The sequence below is a fragment of the Bacillus cereus genome (genome assembly GCF_025917685.1).
Classification (GTDB): Bacteria; Bacillota; Bacilli; order Bacillales; family Bacillaceae_G; genus Bacillus_A; species Bacillus_A cereus_AT.
Window position 1 is genome coordinate 121869 of sequence record NZ_CP089518.1, and the last position, 21738, is coordinate 143606.

Sequence of the window (21738 nt, forward strand, 5' to 3'; positions counted from 1 at the left end):
AATATGCCTCGTAAAGGACCTGTTGCGAAACGTGACGTGTTACCAGATCCAATGTACAATTCGAAACTAGTAACACGCCTAATCAACAAAATGATGGTTGACGGTAAAAAAGGTAAATCTCAAACAATTCTTTATAACGCTTTCGATATCGTTCGTGAACGTTCAGATAAAGAACCAATGGAAGTATTCGAGCAAGCTCTTAAGAACATCATGCCTGTTCTTGAAGTACGCGCTCGTCGTGTTGGTGGTGCTAACTACCAAGTTCCAGTTGAGGTTCGTCCAGAACGCCGTACAACTTTAGGTCTTCGCTGGTTAGTAAACTATGCTCGTCTTCGTGGTGAAAAAACTATGGAAGAGCGTCTAGCTTACGAAATCTTAGATGCAGCTAACAATGCTGGTGCATCTGTTAAGAAACGTGAAGACACTCATAAAATGGCAGAAGCTAACAAAGCATTTGCTCATTACCGTTGGTAGGATTCAACGTAAAATAAATGTAAGCATAAACCGCTTTATTTGTCGCTTATGGAAGTGTGGAGAGGGAGAATGCCTCTCCCTTTCGTTGGGCGCTCGTTTTACATAATGAGGGTACAAGACACTGGCATATGTAACAATATAAAGTGGCTTTTTTGCTACTTAAAATAAAATAATCCAATCCATATATGGAAGGAGCAAGACACCAAATGACTAGAGAGTTCTCTTTAGAAAACACTCGTAATATTGGTATCATGGCTCACATCGATGCTGGTAAAACAACAGCAACTGAGCGTATTCTGTATTACACAGGACGTATTCATAAAATCGGTGAAACTCATGAAGGTGCATCTCAGATGGACTGGATGGAGCAAGAGCAAGAGCGTGGTATCACAATTACTTCTGCTGCAACTACAGCTCAATGGAAAGGTCACCGTGTAAACATCATTGACACTCCAGGACACGTAGACTTCACAGTAGAAGTAGAACGTTCTTTACGCGTACTTGATGGTGCGGTAGCAGTACTTGATGCACAATCTGGTGTAGAACCACAAACAGAAACTGTTTGGCGTCAGGCTACTACTTACGGTGTACCTCGTATCGTATTCGTTAACAAAATGGATAAGATTGGTGCAGATTTCTTATACTCTGTAGGAACAATCCACGATCGTTTACAAGCAAACGCACATCCAATTCAGTTACCAATCGGTGCTGAAGACGAGTTCAATGGTATCATTGACCTTGTTGAAGAATGTGCTTACATGTACGGTAACGATTTAGGAACAGACATCGAGCGTGTCGAAATTCCTGAAGAGCACAAAGAATTAGCTGCAGAATACCGTGGAAAACTTATTGAAGCGGTAGCTGAGCTTGATGAAGAAATGATGATGAAGTACCTAGAAGGTGAAGAAATCACTATAGAAGAGCTTAAAGCTGGTATCCGTAAGGCTACAACTTCTGTAGAATTCTTCCCAGTAATCTGTGGTTCTGCATTCAAAAACAAAGGTGTTCAAATTCTGTTAGACGCAGTTATCGACTACCTACCATCTCCATTAGATGTACCAGCTATTAAAGGTACTCTTCCGGATACAGAGGAAGAAATCGAACGTAAGTCTAGCGATGAAGAACCATTCGCAGCTTTAGCATTCAAAATCATGACTGACCCTTATGTTGGTAAGTTAACGTTCTTCCGTGTGTATTCTGGTGTGTTAAACTCTGGATCATACGTGAAAAACTCAACTAAAGGTAAGCGTGAGCGTGTAGGTCGTATCCTACAAATGCACGCTAACAGCCGTGAAGAGATTTCAACAGTTTACGCTGGTGATATCGCTGCTGCTGTAGGTTTAAAAGATACTACTACTGGTGATACTCTTTGTGATGAGAAGAGTCTTGTTATCCTTGAGTCTATGGAATTCCCAGAGCCAGTTATCTCTGTAGCTATCGAACCAAAATCTAAAGCTGACCAAGATAAAATGGGTACAGCACTATCTAAGCTTTCTGAAGAAGATCCAACATTCCGTGCTCACACTGACCAAGAAACTGGCCAAACAATCATCGCTGGTATGGGTGAACTTCACCTTGATATCATCGTTGACCGTATGCGTCGTGAATTCAAAGTGGAAGCAAACGTTGGTGCTCCTCAGGTAGCATACCGTGAGACTTTCCGCGCTGCTGCGAAAGTTGAAGGTAAGTTCGCTCGTCAATCTGGTGGTCGTGGACAATTCGGTCACGTTTGGATTGAGTTTGAACCTAATGAAGAAGGTAAAGGTTTTGAATTCCAAAACAAAATCGTCGGTGGTGTAGTTCCACGTGAATACATCCCAGCTGTTGGAGCGGGTCTTGAAGACTCACTTAAAAATGGTGTACTAGCTGGTTATCCACTAGTTGACATTAAAGCTGCGTTAGTTGACGGTTCTTACCATGATGTCGATTCATCTGAGATGGCGTTCAAAATCGCTGCATCTATGGCACTTAAAGCTGCGGTTTCTAAATGTAGCCCAGTAATTCTTGAGCCAATGATGAAAGTTGAAGTTGTAATTCCTGAAGAGTACATGGGTGACATTATGGGCGACGTAACATCTCGTCGTGGACGTGTAGAAGGTATGGAAGCTCGCGGTAACGCACAAGTTGTTCGCGCTATGGTTCCACTTTCTGAAATGTTCGGTTATGCAACGGCATTACGTTCTAACACTCAAGGACGCGGAACATTCTCAATGACATTTGATCATTATGAAGAAGTACCGAAGTCTGTTTCTGAAGAAATTATTAAAAAAAATAAAGGTGAATAATTGATTTTTATCGATTGTTCAAGTATAACTACTTATGTAAGCTTAGAAAGTGGGACGTAAGTTTCACTTTCTAGTCTAAATATAAAATAACCTATATAAACTAAGGAGGAATTTAGAATGGCTAAAGCTAAATTCGAACGTTCTAAACCCCATGTTAACATCGGTACAATCGGCCACGTTGACCATGGTAAAACTACATTAACTGCTGCGATCACTACAGTTCTTGCAAAAGCTGGTGGTGCTGAAGCACGCGGATACGATCAAATCGACGCTGCTCCAGAAGAAAGAGAGCGCGGAATCACAATCTCAACTGCACACGTTGAGTACGAAACTGAAACTCGTCACTATGCACACGTTGACTGCCCAGGTCACGCTGACTATGTTAAAAACATGATCACTGGTGCTGCTCAAATGGACGGCGGTATCTTAGTAGTATCTGCTGCTGATGGCCCAATGCCTCAAACACGTGAGCACATCCTTCTTTCTCGTCAAGTAGGTGTTCCTTACATCGTTGTATTCTTAAACAAATGCGACATGGTAGACGACGAAGAATTATTAGAATTAGTAGAAATGGAAGTTCGCGACCTATTATCTGAATACGGATTCCCAGGCGACGACATTCCTGTAATCAAAGGTTCTGCTCTTAAAGCTCTTCAAGGAGAAGCTGATTGGGAAGCAAAAATCATTGAATTAATGACTGAAGTTGATGCTTACATCCCAACTCCAGAACGTGAAACTGACAAACCATTCTTAATGCCTATCGAGGATGTATTCTCTATCACAGGTCGTGGTACAGTTGCAACTGGTCGTGTAGAGCGCGGAATCGTTAAAGTTGGTGACGTAGTAGAAATCATCGGTCTTGCTGAAGAGAATGCTTCTACAACTGTAACTGGTGTAGAAATGTTCCGTAAACTTCTTGACCAAGCTCAAGCTGGAGACAACATCGGTGCTCTTCTTCGTGGGGTTGCTCGTGAAGACATCCAACGTGGACAAGTTCTTGCTAAAACTGGCTCTGTAAAAGCTCACGCTAAATTCAAAGCTGAAGTTTTCGTATTATCTAAAGAAGAAGGTGGACGTCATACTCCATTCTTCGCTAACTACCGTCCTCAGTTCTACTTCCGTACAACTGACGTAACTGGTATCATCCAATTACCAGAAGGTACTGAAATGGTAATGCCTGGTGACAACATCGAAATGACTATCGAACTTATCGCTCCAATCGCTATCGAAGAGGGAACTAAATTCTCTATTCGTGAAGGTGGACGTACAGTAGGTTACGGTGTAGTTGCAACTATCGTTGAGTAATCTTAACTGATATAAAAAAACCAAGGGATCTTCCCTTGGTTTTTTTGTTTGGAGAAATGATGCTTTTAAATTTAAAACGAGTTTCTTCTATAGTATATAAAACAAAAACCAACATCCAAAAACTGTAAGTAGAATAAGAACAGATGAAAACTTGAAATTCTTTAAAGTGCCATGTATAATAGCAAAAGTAGAGAAAAGCAGATGCAAACAAAAAGATGCTTGCATCTAGACGAATAACATTGTATAATAGACAATGTTGGTCTTTGACTGCGATGAAGTGGAAGGTTGCTGACACACCCGGCCGCTTTGCCATGGCATGGTGTGGGGAAATTTCCATGGAGAAGGTCTATTTTAGAAATAGGCGAACGAAGGAGGGAAAATAATGGCAAAAGAAAAAATTCGTATCCGTTTAAAAGCTTATGATCACCGTATTCTTGATCAATCAGCTGAGAAAATTGTAGAAACAGCTAAGCGTTCTGGGGCAACAGTTTCTGGTCCGATCCCATTACCAACTGAGAAGACTATTTACACAATTCTTCGTGCTGTTCATAAGTACAAAGATTCTCGTGAGCAATTCGAAATGCGCACACACAAACGTTTAATCGATATCGTGAGTCCTACTCCACAAACAGTAGATTCATTAATGCGTTTAGACTTACCGTCTGGTGTAGATATCGAAATCAAACTATAAATTATATAACTTAAAAATGTAGGAGGTGTAACTCATGACCAAAGGAATCTTAGGAAGAAAGATCGGTATGACTCAAGTATTTGCTGAGAACGGTGAGTTAATCCCAGTAACGGTAATCGCTGCTAATCCAAACGTTGTTCTTCAAAAGAAAACAACTGAAACTGATGGCTACAACGCAATTCAGTTAGGATTTGAAGACAAACGTGAAAAGTTAACTAACAAACCTGAACAAGGCCACACTGCTAAAGCATCTACAACTCCTAAGCGCTTCATTCGCGAAATCCGCGATGCAGACGTGGACGGATTAGAGGTTGGTCAAGAGGTAAAAGTTGAAGTTTTCGCTGCAGGTGAAATCGTTGACGTAACAGGAATTTCTAAAGGTAAAGGTTTCCAAGGTGTTATCAAACGCCACGGACAATCTCGCGGACCTATGTCTCATGGTTCTCGCTATCACCGTCGTCCAGGTTCTATGGGGCCAGTTGCTCCGAACCGTGTATTCAAAGGTAAAAAACTTGCTGGACGTATGGGTGGAGACCAAGTTACTATCCAAAACTTAGAAATCGTTCAAGTTGACACTGAGCGCAACTTATTACTAGTAAAAGGTAACGTTCCAGGTGCTAAGAAATCTCTTGTAGTTGTTCAAGGCGCTGTGAAGGTTAGCAAATAATTCACAATAGGAAGGAGGAATTCCAATGCCAAAAGTTACTGTATATAACCAAACTGGTTCACAGGTTGGTGAAATCGAATTAGCTGAAGCTATTTTCGGTATCGAACCAAATGAAGCTGTACTTTTCGAAGCTGTAATGATGCAACGTGCATCTTTACGTCAAGGTACACACAAAGTAAAAACTCGCTCTGAAGTTCGCGGTGGTGGTCGTAAACCATGGCGTCAAAAAGGAACTGGACGTGCTCGTCAAGGTTCTATCCGCTCTCCTCAATGGCGTGGTGGTGGTACGGTATTCGGACCTACACCAAGAAGCTATGCGTACAAACTTCCTAAGAAAGTTCGTCGTTTAGCGATTAAATCTGCATTAGCTACTAAAGTAGTTGAGAACAACATTGTAGTTCTTGAAGACCTAGTGTTAAATGCACCAAAAACAAAAGACATGGTAGCAGTACTTAAAGGATTAACTGTTGAGAAGAAAGCTCTTATCGTAACTGCTGATGCAAACGAATCTGTAGAGTTATCTGCTCGCAATATCCCTGGAGTAACAGTAATCACTGCTGATGGCGTAAACGTGCTAGATGTGCTTCATCATGATAAGCTAATCATGACAAAAGCGGCAGTGGAAAAAGTAGAGGAGGTGCTTGCATAATGAGAGATCCTCGTGATATCATTAAGCGCCCAGTTATCACTGAACGTTCTATGGAAATGATGGCTGAAAAAAAATACACGTTCGACGTGGACGTTAAATCTAATAAAACAGAGGTTAAAGACGCTATCGAAGCGATCTTTGGTGTTAATGTAGACAAAGTAAACATCATGAACTACAAGCCGAAAGCAAAACGTGTTGGTCGTCACGCTGGTTTTACTAGCCGTCGTCGTAAAGCAATCGTTAAGCTAACTGCTGACAGCAAAGAAATCGAAATCTTCCAAGGCGTTTAATTCTTACTAAAGAAGGAGGGAAATTGAGATGGGAATTAAAAAGTATAATCCAACTACTAACGGTCGTCGTAACATGACTACGAATGATTTCGCTGAAATCACGACTGACAGACCGGAAAAGTCTTTACTTGCTCCTTTAAGCAAAAAGGCTGGTCGTAATAACCAAGGTAAAATTACTGTACGTCATCAAGGTGGCGGACATAAGCGTCAATACCGTATCATCGACTTTAAGCGTAACAAAGATGGAATTCCAGGACGCGTTGCTACGATCGAATACGATCCAAACCGCTCTGCGAATATCGCATTAATTAACTACGTTGACGGTGAAAAACGTTACATTCTTGCTCCTAAAACTTTAGAAGTAGGTATGGAAGTTATGTCTGGCCCTGAAGCTGACATTAAAATCGGTAACGCATTACCATTAATCAACATTCCAGTAGGTACTGTTGTTCATAACATCGAGCTTAAGCCTGGTCGTGGCGGACAATTAGTTCGTTCTGCTGGTACATCTGCTCAAGTACTTGGTAAAGAAGGAAAATACGTACTTGTACGTTTAACTTCTGGTGAAGTACGTCTTGTATTATCTGCTTGTCGCGCTTCAATCGGTCAAGTTGGTAACGAACAACACGAACTTATCAAAATCGGTAAAGCAGGTCGCTCTCGCTGGTTAGGTAAGCGCCCAACAGTTCGTGGTTCTGTAATGAACCCGGTTGATCACCCACACGGTGGTGGTGAAGGACGCTCTCCAATCGGACGTAAGTCTCCAATGTCTCCATGGGGTAAACCAACTCTTGGATTCAAGACTCGTAAGAAAAACAAAGCGTCTGATAAATTTATCGTTCGTCGTCGTAAAAAATAATGGGATTGTAGTACGGTTCGCTTCAAGAACCGTACGCCAATCACGAAGGGAGGCACCAAAATGGCTCGTAGCTTAAAAAAAGGACCATTTGTCGATGATCACTTAATGAGCAAAATGGAAAAATTAGTTGCATCTGAGCAAAAACAAGTTGTTAAAACTTGGTCTCGCCGTTCAACTATCTTCCCTCAGTTCATCGGACACACAATCGCTGTATATGATGGTCGTAAACACGTACCTGTGTACATCACTGAGGATATGGTTGGCCATAAGTTAGGTGAATTCGCACCAACTCGTACGTATAAAGGTCACCTTGCTGACGATAAGAAAACTAGAAGATAATGAGAGGAGGCACTTCAATGCAAGCTAAAGCAGTAGCGAGAACAGTTCGTATTGCTCCTCGTAAAGTTCGTTTAGTAGTAGACTTAATCCGAGGTAAGCAAGTGGGTGAAGCGATTGCTATCCTTAACCACACACCAAAAACTGCTTCTCCAGTTGTAGAAAAAGTTTTAAAATCTGCAATCGCAAATGCAGAGCACAATTATGAGATGGATATTAACAACTTAGTTGTTGAAAAAGTTTTCGTTGACGAAGGTCCAACGTTGAAACGTTTCCGTCCACGTGCAATGGGTCGTGCAAGCCAAATTAACAAACGCACAAGCCACATCACAGTTGTGGTATCAGAAAAGAAGGAGGGATAATCGATGGGTCAGAAGGTTAATCCAATTGGTCTTCGTGTCGGTGTTATCCGTGACTGGGAATCTCGTTGGTTCGCTGAGAAAGATTACGCTACATTATTACATGAAGACATCAAAATCCGTGAGTACATTACTGTACGCTTAAAAGATTCTGCTGTTGCTAAAGTAGAAATCGAACGTGCAGCAAATCGTGTAAATGTTACAATTCACACTGCAAAACCTGGTATGGTAATTGGTAAAGGTGGTACAGAAGTTGAAGCACTTCGTAAAGCTCTTAACCAATTAACAGGCAAGCGTGTACACATCAATATTTTAGAAGTTAAGAGAGCTGATCTTAACGCTAAATTAGTAGGCGAAAACATCGCTCGTCAATTAGAAAACCGTGTATCATTCCGTCGTGCACAAAAGCAAGTTATTCAACGTGCTATGCGTGCAGGTGCTAAAGGTATTAAAACACAGGTTTCTGGTCGTCTTGGCGGAGCTGATATCGCTCGTGCAGAATCTTACAGTGAAGGAACTGTTCCACTTCATACACTTCGCGCTGATATTGACTATGCAGCAGTTGAAGCTGATACAACATACGGTAAATTAGGCGTAAAAGTATGGATCTACCGTGGAGAAGTCCTTCCTACAAAAAAGAAAGCTTCTGAGGAAGGAGGAAAATAATATGTTAATGCCAAAACGCGTAAAATATCGTAGAGAGCATCGTGGTAAAATGCGTGGTCGTGCAAAAGGTGGAACTGAAATTGCTTTCGGTGAATTCGGTTTACAAGCACAAGCTGCTTCATGGATTACAAACCGTCAAATCGAAGCTGCTCGTCGTGCAATGACTCGTTACATGAAACGTGGCGGTAAAGTATGGATTAAAATTTTCCCTTCTAAACCTTACACTGCAAAACCTCTAGAAGTACGTATGGGTTCCGGTAAAGGGGCACCAGAAGGCTGGGTAGCAGTAGTAAAACCTGGGAAAATTATGTTTGAAATCGCGGGTGTATCTGAAGAGGTAGCACGCGAAGCATTACGTCTTGCAGCTCACAAGTTACCTGTGAAATGTAAATTCGTAAAACGTGAAGAAAATGGTGGTGAATCTAATGAAAACTAATGATATTCGTGAACTAACCACTGCCGAAATCGAAACAAAAGTTAAAGCTTTAAAGGAAGAATTATTCAATCTTCGCTTCCAACTTGCTACAGGACAATTAGAGAATCCAACTCGCATCCGTGAAGTGCGTAAAGCGATTGCTCGTATGAAAACTGTAGTTCGTGAAAGAGAGATCGGAATTAATCGATAAATTGAGGGGAGGTTTGCATAGTGAGCGAACGTAACCAACGCAAAGTTTATACTGGTCGTGTTGTGTCTGATAAAATGGACAAAACGATTACAGTTTTAGTTGAAACTTACAAAACTCATTCCTTGTACGGAAAACGTGTTAAGTATTCTAAAAAGTACAAAGCCCATGATGAGCAAAACCAAGCGAAACTTGGCGATATCGTTAAAATCATGGAAACTCGCCCGCTTTCTGCTACTAAGCGTTTCCGTTTAGTTGAAATCGTTGAAGAAGCGGTTATTATCTAAATAGACGAATCGGAATTTTTAGTCCGAAGGGAGGTTTCATAACATGATCCAACAAGAATCTCGTTTGAAAGTTGCTGACAACTCTGGTGCACGTGAACTTTTAACAATTAAAGTATTAGGCGGCTCTGGTCGTAAATATGCTAACATTGGTGATATTATCGTTGCTACGGTAAAACAAGCAACACCAGGTGGCGTTGTTAAAAAAGGTGACGTTGTTAAAGCAGTAGTAGTACGTACGAAGAGCGGAGCTCGTCGTCCGGACGGTTCTTATATCAAATTTGATGAAAACGCAGCGGTTATCATTAAAGACGATAAGAGCCCACGTGGTACTCGTATCTTCGGACCAGTAGCTCGTGAATTACGTGATAGCAACTTCATGAAGATCGTTTCTTTAGCTCCAGAAGTTCTATAATTTAAGGTATTGCCTTGCTAAGGAGGTGCAGAATTAAGATGCATGTAAAAAAAGGTGATAAAGTACAGGTAATCACTGGAAAAGACAAAGGAAAACAAGGCGTTATCCTTGTGGCTTTCCCAAAGCAAAACCGTGTTATCGTTGAGGGTGTTAACATCGTTAAAAAACACTCTAAGCCATCTCAATTAAATCCACAAGGTGGAATTATTACTAAAGAAGCACCTATTCACGTTTCTAACGTTATGATTTTAGATCCGAAAACAGGTGAACCTACTCGCGTAGGCTTCAAAGTAGAAGATGGTAAAAAAGTTCGTATTGCAAAAAAATCTGGTGAATTATTAGATAAATAATTTTCTTAAGAAAGGAGGTCACTTCATTGAATCGCCTTAAAGAGAAGTTCCAAAAGGAAATTACTCCTGCTCTAGTGAGCAAGTTTAACTATAAATCTGTGATGGAAGTACCGAAAATCGAAAAGATCGTAATCAACACTGGTGTTGGTGACGCGGTATCTAACTCAAAAGCTTTAGACAATGCAGTAGAAGAATTAACACAAATCGCAGGTCAAAAGCCTGTTGTAACTCGTGCTAAAAAATCAATCGCTGGTTTCCGTCTTCGTGAAGGTATGCCAATCGGTGCGAAAGTAACTTTACGCGGCGAGCACATGTATGAGTTCTTCGACAAATTAGTATCAGTTTCTTTACCACGTGTACGTGATTTCCGTGGTGTTTCTAAGAAATCATTTGATGGTCGTGGGAACTACACATTAGGTGTTAAAGAGCAACTTATCTTCCCTGAGATTGATTATGATAAAGTAAGCAAAGTCCGCGGTATGGACATCGTAATCGTTACTACAGCGAAAACTGATGAAGAAGCTCGTGAACTTTTAACACAATTCGGTATGCCATTCCAAAAATAATGGAAGCCAACGCTAAGTAGAGGAGGCGAAAACGTGGCTAAAAAATCTATGATAGCGAAACAAAAGCGTACTCCTAAGTTTAAAGTACAAGAGTATACACGTTGCGAACGCTGCGGTCGTCCGCATTCTGTATACCGCAAATTTAAGCTTTGCCGTATTTGTTTCCGTGAACTTGCATATAAAGGTCAAATTCCTGGTGTTAAAAAAGCTAGTTGGTAAAACCCACAAATGGGAAGGAGGTAAAACACATGGTGATGACAGATCCAATTGCAGACATGCTTACTCGCATCCGTAATGCGAACATGGTACGTCATGAGAAATTAGAGGTTCCTGCTTCTAAAATCAAAAAAGAGATCGCTGAACTTTTAAAACGTGAAGGTTTCATTCGTGATGTAGAATACATCGAGGATAACAAACAAGGTATCCTTCGTATTTTCCTGAAATATGGTGCAAACAATGAACGTGTAATCACTGGATTAAAACGTATCAGTAAACCTGGCTTACGCGTTTACGCTAAAGCTGATGAAGTACCACGTGTACTTAACGGATTAGGTATCGCTCTTGTTTCTACATCTAAGGGAGTAATGACAGACAAAGACGCTCGTCAATTACAAACTGGTGGAGAAGTAGTAGCATACGTTTGGTAATATATATTTAAAACGAACGGAGGTGTGACCACATGTCTCGTATTGGTAAAAAGATTCTTGAAATCCCTGCAGGTGTTACTATTACAATTGCAGAAGACAATACTGTAACAGTAAAAGGCCCTAAAGGTGAATTAACTCGTAAATTCAATGCTGATATGTCTATCAAAATTGAAGAAAATACACTAACAGTTGAGCGTCCATCTGAACAGAAGGAACACCGTGCATTACACGGTACAACTCGTGCTTTAATCGGAAACATGGTTGAAGGTGTAACTGCAGGTTTCGCACGCGGACTTGAATTAGTCGGTGTTGGTTACCGTGCTCAAAAACAAGGTGATAAACTTGTTTTAAGCGTAGGTTATTCTCATCCAGTAGAAATGACTCCGGAAGCAGGTCTTGAAGTTGAAGTACCTGCACCAACTAAAATCGTAATCAAAGGTATCGACAAGCAACGTGTTGGCGAATTTGCTGCTAACATCCGTGCTGTACGTGCTCCTGAGCCATATAAAGGTAAAGGTATTCGTTACGAAGGCGAAGTTGTTCGTCGTAAAGAAGGTAAAACTGCTAAGTAAACCCGTTAGGTGAGAGAAAGGAGTGACAAGAATGATCACTAAAGCTGATAAAAATGCGACTCGTAAGAAAAGACATGCACGTGTACGTGCTAAGCTTACTGGTACTGCAGAACGTCCACGTTTAAACGTGTTCCGTTCTAACCAACATATTTACGCTCAAGTTATTGATGATGTAAATGGTGTAACGTTAGTAAGTGCATCTACTCTTGATAAAGACCTTGCTCTTAACGGTACTAGCAATACTGAAGCTGCTACGAAAGTTGGAGAATCAGTTGCTAAGCGTGCTGTAGAGAAAGGCGTTAAAGAAGTAGTATTCGATCGCGGTGGTTACTTATACCATGGCCGTGTTAAAGCTCTAGCTGAAGCTGCTCGTGAGGCTGGATTACAATTTTAATGGTCAAAGGAGGGAAAATTGATGCATCGCATTGACCCAAGTAAATTAGAACTTGAAGAACGTGTAGTTACGATAAATCGTGTCGCGAAAGTTGTTAAGGGTGGTCGTCGTTTCCGCTTTGCTGCACTAGTTGTAGTTGGCGATAAAAACGGTCATGTTGGATTCGGTACTGGTAAAGCACAAGAGGTACCAGACGCAATTCGCAAAGCTATCGAAGACGCTAAGAAAAACTTAATCGCTGTACCATTAGTTGGTACAACAATTCCACACACAATCAACGGTCATTTTGGAGCTGGTGAAGTATTCTTAAAACCTGCTGCTGAAGGTACTGGTGTTATTGCTGGTGGACCTGTTCGTGCGGTACTTGAATTAGCTGGTGTACAAGATATTCTTTCGAAATCTCTTGGTTCTAACACACCAATCAACATGATTCGCGCTACTGTGAACGGATTAAGCGAACTTAAGCGCGCTGAAGATGTTGCAAAATTACGCGGTAAATCTGTAGAAGAGCTACTAGGTTAAGGAGGGAAAACAAATGGCGAAAAAGTTAGAAATTACCCTCACTCGTAGTGTAATTGGTCGTCCACAAGATCAACGTGCGACGGTAGAAGCTTTAGGTCTTAAAAAGTTGAATTCAACTGTAGTTAAGGAAGAAACTCCTGCTATTCTTGGTATGATCAACAAAGTTTCTCACCTTATAACTGTAAAAGAAGCTTAAGGATAACTCATTAATATAAGGAGGTGCCTGGGAATGAAACTTCATGAATTAAAACCTGCAGAAGGTTCTCGTAAAGTACGTAACCGTGTCGGTCGTGGTATCGGTTCTGGTAACGGTAAAACTGCTGGTAAAGGTCATAAAGGACAAAACGCACGTTCTGGCGGCGGTGTTCGTCTTGGCTTCGAAGGTGGTCAAACTCCATTATTCCGTCGTTTACCAAAACGCGGCTTCACAAACATTAACCGTAAAGAGTTTACTATTGTAAACTTATCAACGTTAAATCGTTTTGAAGATGGTACAGAAGTAACACCTGAATTATTGCTGGAAACTGGCGTTATCAGCAAGTTAAACGACGGTGTTAAAATTCTTGCAAGCGGAGCAGTAGAGAAAAAATTAACTGTTAAAGCGCACAAGTTCTCTTCAAGTGCTAAAGAAGCAATTGAAGCAGCTGGCGGATCAGTTGAGGTGATCTAATGTTTCGTACAATCTCCAACTTTATGCGCGTTGCTGAGATAAGACGTAAAATATTATTCACTTTAGCGATGTTAGTCGTATTCAGGATTGGCACGTTTATCCCAGTGCCATTTACAAATGGAGACGTACTGAAAGCACAAGATCAATTAAATGCCTTAGGTATCCTAAATACATTTGGCGGTGGCGCCTTGAAAAACTTCTCCATCTTCGCGATGGGAATCATGCCGTATATTACAGCATCCATCATCGTGCAATTATTGCAGATGGATGTTGTTCCTAAATTTTCGGAATGGTCGAAGCAAGGTGAAATGGGCCGTCGTAAACTAACGCAATTCACGCGTTACTTTACAATTGTTCTTGCGTTTATTCAGGGGTTTGGTATGTCAATCGGTTTTAACGGTATGGTAGGTGGGCAATTAATTTTGAATCCTGGTTGGAGCACTTATTTATACATTGCTACGGTACTGACTGCTGGTACTGCATTTTTAATGTGGTTAGGTGAACAGATTACAGCTAAAGGTGTAGGTAATGGTATTTCCATCCTTATCTTTGGCGGTATTGCCGCAGCGATCCCAAGTGTTATATCTCAAGTGTATCAACAACAGTTTCAAAATATCGGAGATCAATTGTTCATGAGTATCGTTAAAGTTGCATTGATCTTACTAGCTGTGCTAGCAGTTATTGTTGGTGTTATTTTCATTCAACAAGCTGTTAGAAAGATCCCAATTCAATATGCGAAGCGTGTAACAGGAGGAAATGGGAATCATGCTGGAGCACAAAACACACATTTACCGCTTAAGGTAAATAGTGCGGGTGTTATTCCAGTCATTTTTGCTGTTTCATTCTTAATTACGCCTCCAACTATTGCACAGTTCTTCCCGAATCATGATGTATCGCAGTGGATCATTGCAAACTTTAACTATTCTCACCCAGTGGGAATGATCATATATGTTGCGCTCATTGTAGCCTTCACATATTTCTATGCGTTTGTTCAGGTTAATCCAGAGCAAATGTCAGAGAATCTAAACAAACAAGGTGGATATGTTCCAGGTATTCGTCCGGGTAAGAATACGGAACAATATCTAACAAAAATCTTGTATCGTTTGACCTTTGTAGGATCAATTTTCCTAGCAGCGATTGCAATCTTACCAGTTATCTTTACGAAACTGGGAAATCTTCCTCCATCTGCACAGATTGGTGGAACGAGTATGTTAATCGTTGTCGGCGTTGCTTTAGAAACAATGAAGCAGCTAGAAAGCCAACTGGTAAAACGCCATTACAAAGGGTTTATCAAGCAGTGAGTAAGTGGGAAGAATTGTCTTCCCTACATGCTCATGTACTCTGAGGGGGAACAAGGATGAACTTAATTTTAATGGGGCTTCCTGGTGCTGGTAAAGGTACACAAGCCGAACAGATTGTTGCCAAGTATAACATCCCTCACATTTCAACAGGAGATATGTTCCGTGCAGCTATGAAGGCTGAAACTGAAATGGGTTTACAAGCAAAATCTTTTATTGATAAAGGTGCACTTGTTCCAGATGAAGTTACAATCGGAATCGTTCGTGAACGTTTAAGTCAAGAAGACTGCGTAAGAGGTTTCTTATTAGACGGTTTCCCACGAACTGTTGCACAAGCATCAGCTCTTGAAGAGATTATGAAAGATCTTGGCAAAAAAATCGACTATGTTTTAAACATTAATGTGGATTCAGGTTTGTTATTAAAACGCCTTACAGGCCGTCGCATTTGTAAAGAGTGCGGTGCGACTTACCACTTAGAATTCAATCCACCAGCAAAAGCTGATGTGTGCGATAAATGTGGTGGCGAATTATACCAACGCTCTGATGACAATGAAGAAACTGTAGCAAATCGTTTAGATGTAAATATTAAGCAAACAAAACCTTTGCTTGATTTCTACGAGGAGCTTGGTTACTTACAAAGCATTAATGGTGAGCAAGATATCAATAAAGTATTTGCTGATATCGATGTTCTCATCGGAGGCTTAGCGTAATGATCATCTGCAAAACTCCTCGCGAGATAGAAATCATGCGAGAAGCTGGCAGGATCGTTGCTTTAACTCATCAAGAGTTGAAACAGCATATTACTCCAGGAATTACAACGAAAGAGCTCGATCAAATAGCGGAAAAGACGATTCGAAAATATGGTGCTACGCCATCTTTTAAAGGATACAACGGATTTCCGGGGAGCATATGTGCTTCTGTAAATGAAGAGCTTGTACACGGAATTCCAGGGAAGCGCAAGCTCGAAGAGGGCGATATCATCAGTATCGATATTGGTGCGAAATACAATGGGTACCATGGAGATTCTGCATGGACGTATCCAGTTGGAAACATTTCTGAATCTGTTCAAAAGCTACTTGATGTCACAGAAAAATCGTTGTATCTTGGTCTAGAACAAGTAAAACCAGGCGAAAGATTATCAAATGTCTCACATGCGGTTCAAACCCATGCTGAAGAGAATGGATTCTCGATCGTTAGGGAGTATGTTGGTCACGGAATCGGGCAAGACTTACATGAGGACCCTCAAATCCCGCACTATGGTCCACCAAATAGAGGCCCTAGATTAAAGCCGGGAATGGTCATCTGTGTTGAGCCGATGGTGAATCAAGGAAGACGATATGTAAAAACACTATCTGATGACTGGACAGTGGTAACGGTAGATGGTAAATGGTGTGCACATTTTGAGCACACGATTGCTCTTACAGAAGCAGGATACGAAATCCTTACCACTTTATAAGTAGCTGGCTCTCCGGGATTTCAGAGCAGTGTAAAATGTTACTGATTTGAAGAAGGGAGAACTATTGAATGGCTAAAGATGATGTAATTGAAGTCGAAGGTACCGTTCTTGAAACGTTGCCAAATGCTATGTTCAAAGTAGAATTAGAGAATGGGCATGTCGTATTGGCTCACGTTTCTGGTAAAATCCGTATGAACTTCATTCGTATTTTACCAGGAGACAAAGTTACGGTAGAATTATCTCCGTACGATTTAAATCGTGGTCGTATTACGTACCGTTTTAAATAATATAGCACTCCGTAATCTTTAAGGAGGTTCGAGACATGAAAGTAAGACCGTCAGTTAAACCAATCTGCGAAAAATGTAAAGTTATTCGTAGACGTGGAAAAGTAATGGTTATTTGTGAAAACCCTAAACATAAACAAAAACAAGGTTAATCAGAAGGAGGTGCATTCAGAATGGCACGTATCGCAGGTGTAGATATTCCTCGAGACAAACGCGTTGTTATTTCTTTAACTTACGTATTCGGCATTGGTCGCACAACTGCTGAAAAAATTCTTACTGAAGCTGGTATTTCTTCAGAAACACGAGTTCGTGACTTAACGGAAGACGAACTAGGACGTATCCGTGATATCATCGATCGTATTAAAGTTGAGGGAGACCTTCGTCGTGAAGTATCTCTTAACATTAAACGTCTAATGGAGATCGGTTCTTACCGTGGTCTTCGTCACCGTCGTGGTTTACCAGTTCGTGGTCAAAACTCTAAAAACAATGCTCGTACGCGTAAAGGTCCACGTCGTACAGTAGCAAATAAAAAGAAATAATAAGTAAAGGAGGTTGAACTAACAATGGCACGTAAAACAAACACTCGTAAAAAACGTGTGAAAAAGAATATTGAAGCTGGTATAGCTCATATTCGTTCTACTTTCAACAACACAATCGTAACACTTACAGATACTCATGGTAACGCACTTTCTTGGTCTAGTGCTGGTGCACTTGGTTTCCGTGGATCTCGTAAGTCTACTCCATTCGCTGCGCAAATGGCTGCTGAAGCTGCTGCTAAAGTTGCAATGGAGCACGGTTTAAAAACTTTAGAGGTTACTGTTAAAGGTCCTGGTGCTGGTCGTGAAGCTGCAATTCGTGCTCTTCAAGCTGCAGGTCTAGAAGTAACAGCAATTAGAGATGTTACTCCAGTTCCTCATAATGGATGTCGTCCACCAAAACGTCGTCGTGTGTAATTTTTCTGTATAGAATTTTCCCTTTTGTCTATAATGGATATGATGCATTATCGAGAAATTTCGTACAGAAACATCGCTTGTTGTGCACAATCGGGAACTGCCTAAGGGGGACTTTCGGTTAGACAGGGGGTATCCCTTTGTTTAACCGGGGTTTCGACGTTTTGAAGGAGGGTTTAGTTAATGATTGAAATCGAAAAGCCGAAAATCGAAACGGTTGAACTTAACGAAGATGCTAAATATGGTAAATTCGTAATTGAACCGCTTGAGCGTGGATATGGTACTACTTTGGGTAACTCCTTACGTCGTATTCTTTTATCCTCACTCCCTGGTGCCGCTGTTACTGCTATCCAAATCGATGGCGTATTACATGAATTTTCAACAGTTGAGGGCGTAGTAGAAGACGTTACGACGATCATCTTAAACTTGAAAAAGTTAGCTCTTAAAATCTACTCTGAAGAAGAGAAGACGTTGGAAATTGATGTACAGGGCGAAGGTATTGTCACAGCTGCTGATATTACTCATGATAGTGATGTAGAAATCTTAAATCCAGATTTACACATTGCAACGTTAGCAAAAAATGCGCATTTCCGCATGCGTTTAACTGCAAAGCGTGGCCGTGGGTATACGCCAGCTGATGCAAATAAAAGCGAAGATCAACCAATAGGAGTAATTCCTATTGATTCTATTTATACTCCAGTATCACGTGTAACTTACCAAGTGGAAAAGACACGTGTCGGACAAGTGGCTAATTATGATAAGCTTACGCTTGATGTATGGACGGATGGAAGCATCGGGCCAAAAGAAGCTATCTCTTTAGGTGCCAAAATCTTAACTGAGCATTTAAATATCTTTGTTGGTTTAACTGATGAAGCACAAAATGCTGAGATTATGGTCGAGAAGGAAGAAGATCAAAAAGAGAAAGTTCTTGAGATGACTATCGAGGAACTAGATCTTTCTGTTCGTTCTTATAATTGCCTAAAACGTGCAGGAATTAATACTGTACAAGAGCTTGCGAACAAAACAGAAGAAGATATGATGAAAGTTCGTAACTTAGGACGTAAATCCTTAGAAGAAGTTAAACATAAACTTGAGGAATTAGGTTTAGGTTTACGTAAAGACGACTGAGGATTTAAACCCATCAACAAAGGAGGGAACTACGAATGGCATACAGAAAATTAGGCCGTACAAGTGCGCAACGTAAAGCTATGTTACGTGATTTAGCTACTGATTTAATTATCAACGAGCGCATCCAAACGACAGAAACTCGTGCAAAAGAACTTCGTTCTGTAGTGGAAAAAATGATCACTTTAGGTAAACGCGGAGATCTTCATGCTCGTCGTCAAGCAGCAGCTTTCATTCGCAATGAAGTTGCTAACGCTGAGACTGGTCAAGATGCACTTCAAAAATTATTCGCTGATGTAGCTCCACGCTATGCTGAGCGCCAAGGCGGATACACTCGTATTGCAAAAATTGGTCCACGTCGCGGAGACGCAGCACCAATGGTAATTATCGAGTTAGTATAATGATGATTAAAAGGGCAGGACAGTTCTTTTCAAGTAACTGGTCATGGCCCTTTTTTTTTAAATATAAAAAATAGGCTAACTTGGCGAAGGAAAGGGTGCCTTGTATTGAAAAAAGAGAAACTTCGGACAGAAAATATATCATTTCAATATCCTGGGGCAGCCTCTTATGCATTAAAAGATGTTTCATTTTCCTTATATGAAGGAGAATGGGTATCTGTTATTGGACAAAATGGTTCAGGTAAATCTACACTTGCAAAATTATTGAATGGTTTGTTTTTACCGGAATCAGGGACCATTACTGTAAATGATACAGTGGTTTTATCAGAGGAAACGGTATGGGATGTTCGAAAACAAATTGGGATGGTATTTCAAAATCCTGATAATCAATTTGTTGGAACGACAGTACAAGATGACGTTGTATTTGGTCTAGAAAATATCGGAATGCCAAGGGAGCAGATGATAGAAAGACTAGAACAAGCCCTGCAACTGGTCCGTATGGAAGATTTTCTTAATGATGAACCCCATTCGTTATCTGGCGGACAAAAACAGCGAGTCGCAATAGCAGGTGTTTTAGCACTTCAGCCATCTATTTTAATACTAGATGAAGCAACTTCAATGTTAGACCCTCAGGGGAGACTTGAAGTAGTAGAAACGGTTAGACAACTTGTTAATCAAAAGGGTATTACGGTGTTATCGATTACGCACGATTTAGAAGAAGCGGCACAATCAGACCGTATTATTATTTTGAACAAGGGAGAAATATTAGAGGAAGGTACTCCAGAGCAAATTTTCAAATCCTCTCATATGCTCCAAGAGATTGGATTAGATGTACCTTTTTCGGTGAAAATAGCAGAATTATTAAAAAGAAATGAAATTCACTTGCACAATACGCATCTTACAATGGAAAGCTTGGTGAACGAACTTTGGAGATTACATTCCAAAAAGTAGAACATCGTTATCAATATAAAACTCCATTTGAAAGACGCGCACTTTACGATGTAGACGTGTCGTTTCCAAGTGGGGGCTATTATGCCATTATTGGTCATACTGGTTCAGGAAAGTCGACGATGATTCAACATTTAAATGGTTTATTACAGCCGACAAATGGTACGGTTCAAATTGGCGAACATTTAATTTCAGCAGGGAAGAAAGAAAAGAAACTTAAACCACTACGAAAAAAAGTAGGGGTTGTCTTTCAGTTCCCAGAACATCAGCTATTTGAAGAGACAGTTGAGAAGGATATTTGTTTTGGTCCTACTAATTTTGGTGTATCTGAAGAAGAGGCAAAACAAAAGGCGAAAGATGCAATCCAGCTTGTTGGATTGGACATAGAGTTATTAGCACGTTCTCCGTTTGAGCTAAGCGGTGGGCAAATGAGGCGCGTTGCAATAGCAGGTGTACTTGCGATGGAACCCGAAGTGCTTGTATTAGATGAACCTACAGCAGGGCTTGATCCTAAAGGACAGCACGAGCTCATGGGGATGTTTTACAAGCTTCATAAGGAACAGGGGCTTACAGTCATTCTTGTCACCCACAATATGGAGGATGCCGCTAAGTATGCAGATCAAATTGTGGTTATGCATAAAGGAACGGTCTTTTTGCAAGGAAGAGCAGAGGAAGTATTTTCACACGCAGATGAATTAGAGAAAATTGGTGTGGATCTTCCGATGTCTTTAAAGTATAAACGTGCAATTGAAGAAAAGTTTGGTATTTCAATTTCGAAGGCTACCTTATCTTTAGAGGATCTTACTCATGAAGTTGTACAGGTGTTACGAAAAGGTGGTCATGAATCATGCAGCAGTTGATCATTGGGAGATACATTCCAGGTCAGTCAGTCATTCATAAACTTGATCCTCGTACGAAGCTGTTGATTGTCTTTTTATATGTATTTGTTGTTTTTTTAGCAAATAATGCGATTTCATATGGATTTTTATTTTTGTATGCACTCATTGCTTTATTTTTTGCAAAAGTGCCGATTCGTTATGTACTTTCGGGCTTAAAACCAATTCTATGGATTTTTCTTTTTACATTTTTCCTGCATATTTTTACAAATAAAGAAGGGGAAGTACTATTCCAGCTTGGTTGGTTTTCGATACATGAAAAAGGATTAGAGCAAGGGATATACATTTCTATACGATTCTTCGTTATTATTTTAATGACGACATTATTAACGTTAACGACGACACCTATTGAAATTACAGATGGGTTGGAGACGTTATTAAAGCCGTTGAAGCGTATAAAAGTTCCTGTTCATGAAATCGCATTAATGATGTCAATTTCACTACGTTTTATCCCGACATTAATGGATGAAACGAGTAAAATTATGAAAGCACAAGCGTCACGTGGCATTGATTTCGCCGGGGGACCGATAAAAGATAGGATGAAAGCTATTATTTCACTACTCGTTCCGCTATTTATTAGTGCTTTTAAGCGTGCAGAGGACTTAGCGATTGCGATGGAAGCTCGTGGATATCAAAGTGGCGAAGGACGCACTAAATTTAGGCAACTACGCTGGAAAACAAGTGATACAGTAACGATTATAAGCTTACTTTGTTTAGCTTGTATTTTGGCATGGGTGCGATCGTAATGGAGAATAAAGA

General features: G+C 40.6%; 36 protein-coding genes. All 36 read left to right on the forward strand.

The genetic code is table 11. From position 1 onward, the window contains the following. Nucleotides 1-3: 3 nt before the first annotated feature. Nucleotides 4-474 carry a 30S ribosomal protein S7 gene (gene rpsG, locus LUS72_RS00650; protein ID WP_001137492.1) on the forward strand — a complete coding sequence of 157 codons (471 nt, stop codon included), beginning with the start codon at nt 4-6 and terminating at the stop codon, nt 472-474. Nucleotides 475-680: 206 nt separating this feature from the next. Next, nucleotides 681-2759 carry an elongation factor G gene (gene fusA, locus LUS72_RS00655; protein WP_000196380.1) on the forward strand — a complete coding sequence of 693 codons (2079 nt, stop codon included), beginning with the start codon at nt 681-683 and terminating at the stop codon, nt 2757-2759. Nucleotides 2760-2876: 117 nt separating this feature from the next. Continuing rightward, the gene (gene tuf / locus LUS72_RS00660; protein WP_001029617.1) at nt 2877-4064 is read left to right on the forward strand and encodes an elongation factor Tu; all 1188 of its coding nucleotides are present in this window, start codon (nt 2877-2879) and stop codon (nt 4062-4064) included. 382 nt (nt 4065-4446) lie between these two features. After that, the gene (rpsJ, locus tag LUS72_RS00665; protein ID WP_001040595.1) at nt 4447-4755 is read left to right on the forward strand and encodes a 30S ribosomal protein S10; all 309 of its coding nucleotides are present in this window, start codon (nt 4447-4449) and stop codon (nt 4753-4755) included. Nucleotides 4756-4789: 34 nt separating this feature from the next. Continuing rightward, nucleotides 4790-5422, forward strand: a complete 633-nt coding sequence (gene rplC, locus LUS72_RS00670; protein ID WP_000160209.1) for a 50S ribosomal protein L3 — start codon at nt 4790-4792, stop codon at nt 5420-5422. Nucleotides 5423-5447: 25 nt separating this feature from the next. Next, entirely contained in the window at nt 5448-6071 is a 624-nt protein-coding gene (rplD, locus tag LUS72_RS00675) for a 50S ribosomal protein L4 (RefSeq protein ID WP_001127261.1), read from the forward strand. Next, nucleotides 6071-6361, forward strand: a complete 291-nt coding sequence (rplW, locus tag LUS72_RS00680; protein WP_001205557.1) for a 50S ribosomal protein L23 — start codon at nt 6071-6073, stop codon at nt 6359-6361. The genes rplD and rplW overlap by 1 nt, the downstream gene beginning before the upstream one ends. A 28-nt stretch (nt 6362-6389) precedes the next feature. Then, entirely contained in the window at nt 6390-7220 is an 831-nt protein-coding gene (gene rplB, locus LUS72_RS00685) for a 50S ribosomal protein L2 (protein ID WP_000511584.1), read from the forward strand. A gap of 60 nt (nt 7221-7280) precedes the next feature. Further along, the gene (rpsS, locus tag LUS72_RS00690; protein WP_000124454.1) at nt 7281-7559 is read left to right on the forward strand and encodes a 30S ribosomal protein S19; all 279 of its coding nucleotides are present in this window, start codon (nt 7281-7283) and stop codon (nt 7557-7559) included. A gap of 17 nt (nt 7560-7576) precedes the next feature. After that, nucleotides 7577-7918, forward strand: a complete 342-nt coding sequence (gene rplV / locus LUS72_RS00695) for a 50S ribosomal protein L22 (protein ID WP_001148024.1) — start codon at nt 7577-7579, stop codon at nt 7916-7918. 3 nt (nt 7919-7921) lie between these two features. After that, nucleotides 7922-8581, forward strand: a complete 660-nt coding sequence (gene rpsC / locus LUS72_RS00700) for a 30S ribosomal protein S3 (protein ID WP_000529958.1) — start codon at nt 7922-7924, stop codon at nt 8579-8581. 1 nt (nt 8582) lies between these two features. Then, nucleotides 8583-9017 (forward strand): 50S ribosomal protein L16, encoded by a 435-nt coding sequence (gene rplP, locus LUS72_RS00705; RefSeq protein WP_000928969.1) that lies wholly within the window; start codon nt 8583-8585, stop codon nt 9015-9017. Then, nucleotides 9007-9207, forward strand: coding sequence for a 50S ribosomal protein L29 (gene rpmC / locus LUS72_RS00710; protein WP_000855718.1), 201 nt, complete (start codon nt 9007-9009; stop codon nt 9205-9207). Before rplP ends, rpmC begins: the two co-directional genes overlap by 11 nt. Before the next feature lie 20 nt (nt 9208-9227). Next, nucleotides 9228-9491, forward strand: coding sequence for a 30S ribosomal protein S17 (gene rpsQ, locus LUS72_RS00715; RefSeq protein WP_000004106.1), 264 nt, complete (start codon nt 9228-9230; stop codon nt 9489-9491). Between the two features lie 43 nt (nt 9492-9534). Continuing rightward, nucleotides 9535-9903: a 50S ribosomal protein L14 gene (rplN, locus tag LUS72_RS00720; RefSeq protein WP_000615912.1), complete on the forward strand. Its 369-nt coding sequence runs from the start codon at nt 9535-9537 to the stop codon at nt 9901-9903. A gap of 38 nt (nt 9904-9941) precedes the next feature. Next, a complete protein-coding gene (rplX, locus tag LUS72_RS00725) occupies nt 9942-10253 on the forward strand; it encodes a 50S ribosomal protein L24 (RefSeq protein ID WP_000558200.1) in 312 nt (103 codons plus the stop codon). 26 nt (nt 10254-10279) lie between these two features. Further along, nucleotides 10280-10819, forward strand: coding sequence for a 50S ribosomal protein L5 (gene rplE, locus LUS72_RS00730; RefSeq protein WP_071747340.1), 540 nt, complete (start codon nt 10280-10282; stop codon nt 10817-10819). 33 nt (nt 10820-10852) lie between these two features. Then, the gene (rpsN, locus tag LUS72_RS00735; RefSeq protein WP_001085700.1) at nt 10853-11038 is read left to right on the forward strand and encodes a 30S ribosomal protein S14; all 186 of its coding nucleotides are present in this window, start codon (nt 10853-10855) and stop codon (nt 11036-11038) included. Between the two features lie 29 nt (nt 11039-11067). Continuing rightward, on the forward strand, nt 11068-11466 hold the full coding sequence (rpsH, locus tag LUS72_RS00740; RefSeq protein ID WP_000245511.1) for a 30S ribosomal protein S8: 399 nt from the start codon (nt 11068-11070) through the stop codon (nt 11464-11466). 32 nt (nt 11467-11498) lie between these two features. After that, nucleotides 11499-12038: a 50S ribosomal protein L6 gene (gene rplF, locus LUS72_RS00745; protein ID WP_000086551.1), complete on the forward strand. Its 540-nt coding sequence runs from the start codon at nt 11499-11501 to the stop codon at nt 12036-12038. Between the two features lie 31 nt (nt 12039-12069). Next, nucleotides 12070-12432, forward strand: coding sequence for a 50S ribosomal protein L18 (rplR, locus tag LUS72_RS00750; protein WP_000628818.1), 363 nt, complete (start codon nt 12070-12072; stop codon nt 12430-12432). A 21-nt stretch (nt 12433-12453) separates the two neighbouring features. Continuing rightward, on the forward strand, nt 12454-12954 hold the full coding sequence (gene rpsE / locus LUS72_RS00755) for a 30S ribosomal protein S5 (RefSeq protein WP_000554646.1): 501 nt from the start codon (nt 12454-12456) through the stop codon (nt 12952-12954). Between the two features lie 13 nt (nt 12955-12967). Further along, nucleotides 12968-13150 carry a 50S ribosomal protein L30 gene (rpmD, locus tag LUS72_RS00760; RefSeq protein ID WP_001085231.1) on the forward strand — a complete coding sequence of 61 codons (183 nt, stop codon included), beginning with the start codon at nt 12968-12970 and terminating at the stop codon, nt 13148-13150. Between the two features lie 33 nt (nt 13151-13183). Beyond that, nucleotides 13184-13624, forward strand: coding sequence for a 50S ribosomal protein L15 (gene rplO / locus LUS72_RS00765; protein ID WP_000766083.1), 441 nt, complete (start codon nt 13184-13186; stop codon nt 13622-13624). Beyond that, the gene (gene secY / locus LUS72_RS00770; protein WP_000490151.1) at nt 13624-14925 is read left to right on the forward strand and encodes a preprotein translocase subunit SecY; all 1302 of its coding nucleotides are present in this window, start codon (nt 13624-13626) and stop codon (nt 14923-14925) included. The genes rplO and secY overlap by 1 nt, the downstream gene beginning before the upstream one ends. A 56-nt stretch (nt 14926-14981) precedes the next feature. Continuing rightward, complete coding sequence (locus LUS72_RS00775) at nt 14982-15632, forward strand: adenylate kinase (RefSeq protein WP_001048996.1); 651 nt, start codon at nt 14982-14984, stop codon at nt 15630-15632. Next, a complete protein-coding gene (gene map, locus LUS72_RS00780) occupies nt 15632-16378 on the forward strand; it encodes a type I methionyl aminopeptidase (RefSeq protein ID WP_097833008.1) in 747 nt (248 codons plus the stop codon). The genes LUS72_RS00775 and map overlap by 1 nt, the downstream gene beginning before the upstream one ends. 68 nt (nt 16379-16446) lie before the next feature. Beyond that, entirely contained in the window at nt 16447-16665 is a 219-nt protein-coding gene (gene infA / locus LUS72_RS00785) for a translation initiation factor IF-1 (RefSeq protein ID WP_001029884.1), read from the forward strand. A 35-nt stretch (nt 16666-16700) separates the two neighbouring features. Further along, nucleotides 16701-16814 (forward strand): 50S ribosomal protein L36, encoded by a 114-nt coding sequence (gene rpmJ, locus LUS72_RS00790; protein ID WP_000868344.1) that lies wholly within the window; start codon nt 16701-16703, stop codon nt 16812-16814. 21 nt (nt 16815-16835) lie between these two features. After that, on the forward strand, nt 16836-17201 hold the full coding sequence (gene rpsM, locus LUS72_RS00795) for a 30S ribosomal protein S13 (protein WP_000090790.1): 366 nt from the start codon (nt 16836-16838) through the stop codon (nt 17199-17201). A gap of 24 nt (nt 17202-17225) precedes the next feature. Then, on the forward strand, nt 17226-17615 hold the full coding sequence (gene rpsK / locus LUS72_RS00800) for a 30S ribosomal protein S11 (protein WP_000101797.1): 390 nt from the start codon (nt 17226-17228) through the stop codon (nt 17613-17615). A 180-nt stretch (nt 17616-17795) separates the two neighbouring features. Next, entirely contained in the window at nt 17796-18740 is a 945-nt protein-coding gene (locus LUS72_RS00805; protein WP_000569644.1) for a DNA-directed RNA polymerase subunit alpha, read from the forward strand. A gap of 35 nt (nt 18741-18775) precedes the next feature. Continuing rightward, a complete protein-coding gene (gene rplQ / locus LUS72_RS00810) occupies nt 18776-19138 on the forward strand; it encodes a 50S ribosomal protein L17 (protein ID WP_000331490.1) in 363 nt (120 codons plus the stop codon). 105 nt (nt 19139-19243) lie between these two features. Further along, nucleotides 19244-20086, forward strand: coding sequence for an energy-coupling factor ABC transporter ATP-binding protein (locus LUS72_RS00815; protein ID WP_097833007.1), 843 nt, complete (start codon nt 19244-19246; stop codon nt 20084-20086). After that, nucleotides 20062-20943, forward strand: a complete 882-nt coding sequence (locus tag LUS72_RS00820; RefSeq protein WP_097833006.1) for an energy-coupling factor ABC transporter ATP-binding protein — start codon at nt 20062-20064, stop codon at nt 20941-20943. Before LUS72_RS00815 ends, LUS72_RS00820 begins: the two co-directional genes overlap by 25 nt. Further along, a complete protein-coding gene (locus tag LUS72_RS00825; RefSeq protein ID WP_001186537.1) occupies nt 20931-21725 on the forward strand; it encodes an energy-coupling factor transporter transmembrane component T family protein in 795 nt (264 codons plus the stop codon). Before LUS72_RS00820 ends, LUS72_RS00825 begins: the two co-directional genes overlap by 13 nt. Nucleotides 21726-21738: the final 13 nt, after the last annotated feature.

What these genes read in the sequence shown, in the direction of transcription:
- rplD (WP_001127261.1), top strand. Translation starts at nt 5,448, where the DNA reads ATGCCAAAAGTTACTGTATATAACCAAACTGGTTCACAGGTTGGTGAA.
- LUS72_RS00775 (WP_001048996.1), top strand. Translation starts at nt 14,982, where the DNA reads ATGAACTTAATTTTAATGGGGCTTCCTGGTGCTGGTAAAGGTACACAA.
- rplB (WP_000511584.1), top strand. Translation starts at nt 6,390, where the DNA reads ATGGGAATTAAAAAGTATAATCCAACTACTAACGGTCGTCGTAACATG.
- rpmC (WP_000855718.1), top strand. Translation starts at nt 9,007, where the DNA reads ATGAAAACTAATGATATTCGTGAACTAACCACTGCCGAAATCGAAACA.
- rplW (WP_001205557.1), top strand. Translation starts at nt 6,071, where the DNA reads ATGAGAGATCCTCGTGATATCATTAAGCGCCCAGTTATCACTGAACGT.
- rplC (WP_000160209.1), top strand. Translation starts at nt 4,790, where the DNA reads ATGACCAAAGGAATCTTAGGAAGAAAGATCGGTATGACTCAAGTATTT.
- rpsH (WP_000245511.1), top strand. Translation starts at nt 11,068, where the DNA reads ATGGTGATGACAGATCCAATTGCAGACATGCTTACTCGCATCCGTAAT.
- rpsM (WP_000090790.1), top strand. Translation starts at nt 16,836, where the DNA reads ATGGCACGTATCGCAGGTGTAGATATTCCTCGAGACAAACGCGTTGTT.
- LUS72_RS00825 (WP_001186537.1), top strand. Translation starts at nt 20,931, where the DNA reads ATGCAGCAGTTGATCATTGGGAGATACATTCCAGGTCAGTCAGTCATT.
- map (WP_097833008.1), top strand. Translation starts at nt 15,632, where the DNA reads ATGATCATCTGCAAAACTCCTCGCGAGATAGAAATCATGCGAGAAGCT.
- tuf (WP_001029617.1), top strand. Translation starts at nt 2,877, where the DNA reads ATGGCTAAAGCTAAATTCGAACGTTCTAAACCCCATGTTAACATCGGT.
- rpsS (WP_000124454.1), top strand. Translation starts at nt 7,281, where the DNA reads ATGGCTCGTAGCTTAAAAAAAGGACCATTTGTCGATGATCACTTAATG.
- rpsJ (WP_001040595.1), top strand. Translation starts at nt 4,447, where the DNA reads ATGGCAAAAGAAAAAATTCGTATCCGTTTAAAAGCTTATGATCACCGT.
- rplX (WP_000558200.1), top strand. Translation starts at nt 9,942, where the DNA reads ATGCATGTAAAAAAAGGTGATAAAGTACAGGTAATCACTGGAAAAGAC.
- LUS72_RS00805 (WP_000569644.1), top strand. Translation starts at nt 17,796, where the DNA reads ATGATTGAAATCGAAAAGCCGAAAATCGAAACGGTTGAACTTAACGAA.
- rpmD (WP_001085231.1), top strand. Translation starts at nt 12,968, where the DNA reads ATGGCGAAAAAGTTAGAAATTACCCTCACTCGTAGTGTAATTGGTCGT.
- rplN (WP_000615912.1), top strand. Translation starts at nt 9,535, where the DNA reads ATGATCCAACAAGAATCTCGTTTGAAAGTTGCTGACAACTCTGGTGCA.
- secY (WP_000490151.1), top strand. Translation starts at nt 13,624, where the DNA reads ATGTTTCGTACAATCTCCAACTTTATGCGCGTTGCTGAGATAAGACGT.
- rplV (WP_001148024.1), top strand. Translation starts at nt 7,577, where the DNA reads ATGCAAGCTAAAGCAGTAGCGAGAACAGTTCGTATTGCTCCTCGTAAA.
- infA (WP_001029884.1), top strand. Translation starts at nt 16,447, where the DNA reads ATGGCTAAAGATGATGTAATTGAAGTCGAAGGTACCGTTCTTGAAACG.
- rplF (WP_000086551.1), top strand. Translation starts at nt 11,499, where the DNA reads ATGTCTCGTATTGGTAAAAAGATTCTTGAAATCCCTGCAGGTGTTACT.
- rpsK (WP_000101797.1), top strand. Translation starts at nt 17,226, where the DNA reads ATGGCACGTAAAACAAACACTCGTAAAAAACGTGTGAAAAAGAATATT.
- fusA (WP_000196380.1), top strand. Translation starts at nt 681, where the DNA reads ATGACTAGAGAGTTCTCTTTAGAAAACACTCGTAATATTGGTATCATG.
- rplQ (WP_000331490.1), top strand. Translation starts at nt 18,776, where the DNA reads ATGGCATACAGAAAATTAGGCCGTACAAGTGCGCAACGTAAAGCTATG.
- rplO (WP_000766083.1), top strand. Translation starts at nt 13,184, where the DNA reads ATGAAACTTCATGAATTAAAACCTGCAGAAGGTTCTCGTAAAGTACGT.
- rpmJ (WP_000868344.1), top strand. Translation starts at nt 16,701, where the DNA reads ATGAAAGTAAGACCGTCAGTTAAACCAATCTGCGAAAAATGTAAAGTT.
- rplR (WP_000628818.1), top strand. Translation starts at nt 12,070, where the DNA reads ATGATCACTAAAGCTGATAAAAATGCGACTCGTAAGAAAAGACATGCA.
- rpsG (WP_001137492.1), top strand. Translation starts at nt 4, where the DNA reads ATGCCTCGTAAAGGACCTGTTGCGAAACGTGACGTGTTACCAGATCCA.
- rpsC (WP_000529958.1), top strand. Translation starts at nt 7,922, where the DNA reads ATGGGTCAGAAGGTTAATCCAATTGGTCTTCGTGTCGGTGTTATCCGT.
- rpsE (WP_000554646.1), top strand. Translation starts at nt 12,454, where the DNA reads ATGCATCGCATTGACCCAAGTAAATTAGAACTTGAAGAACGTGTAGTT.
- rplP (WP_000928969.1), top strand. Translation starts at nt 8,583, where the DNA reads ATGTTAATGCCAAAACGCGTAAAATATCGTAGAGAGCATCGTGGTAAA.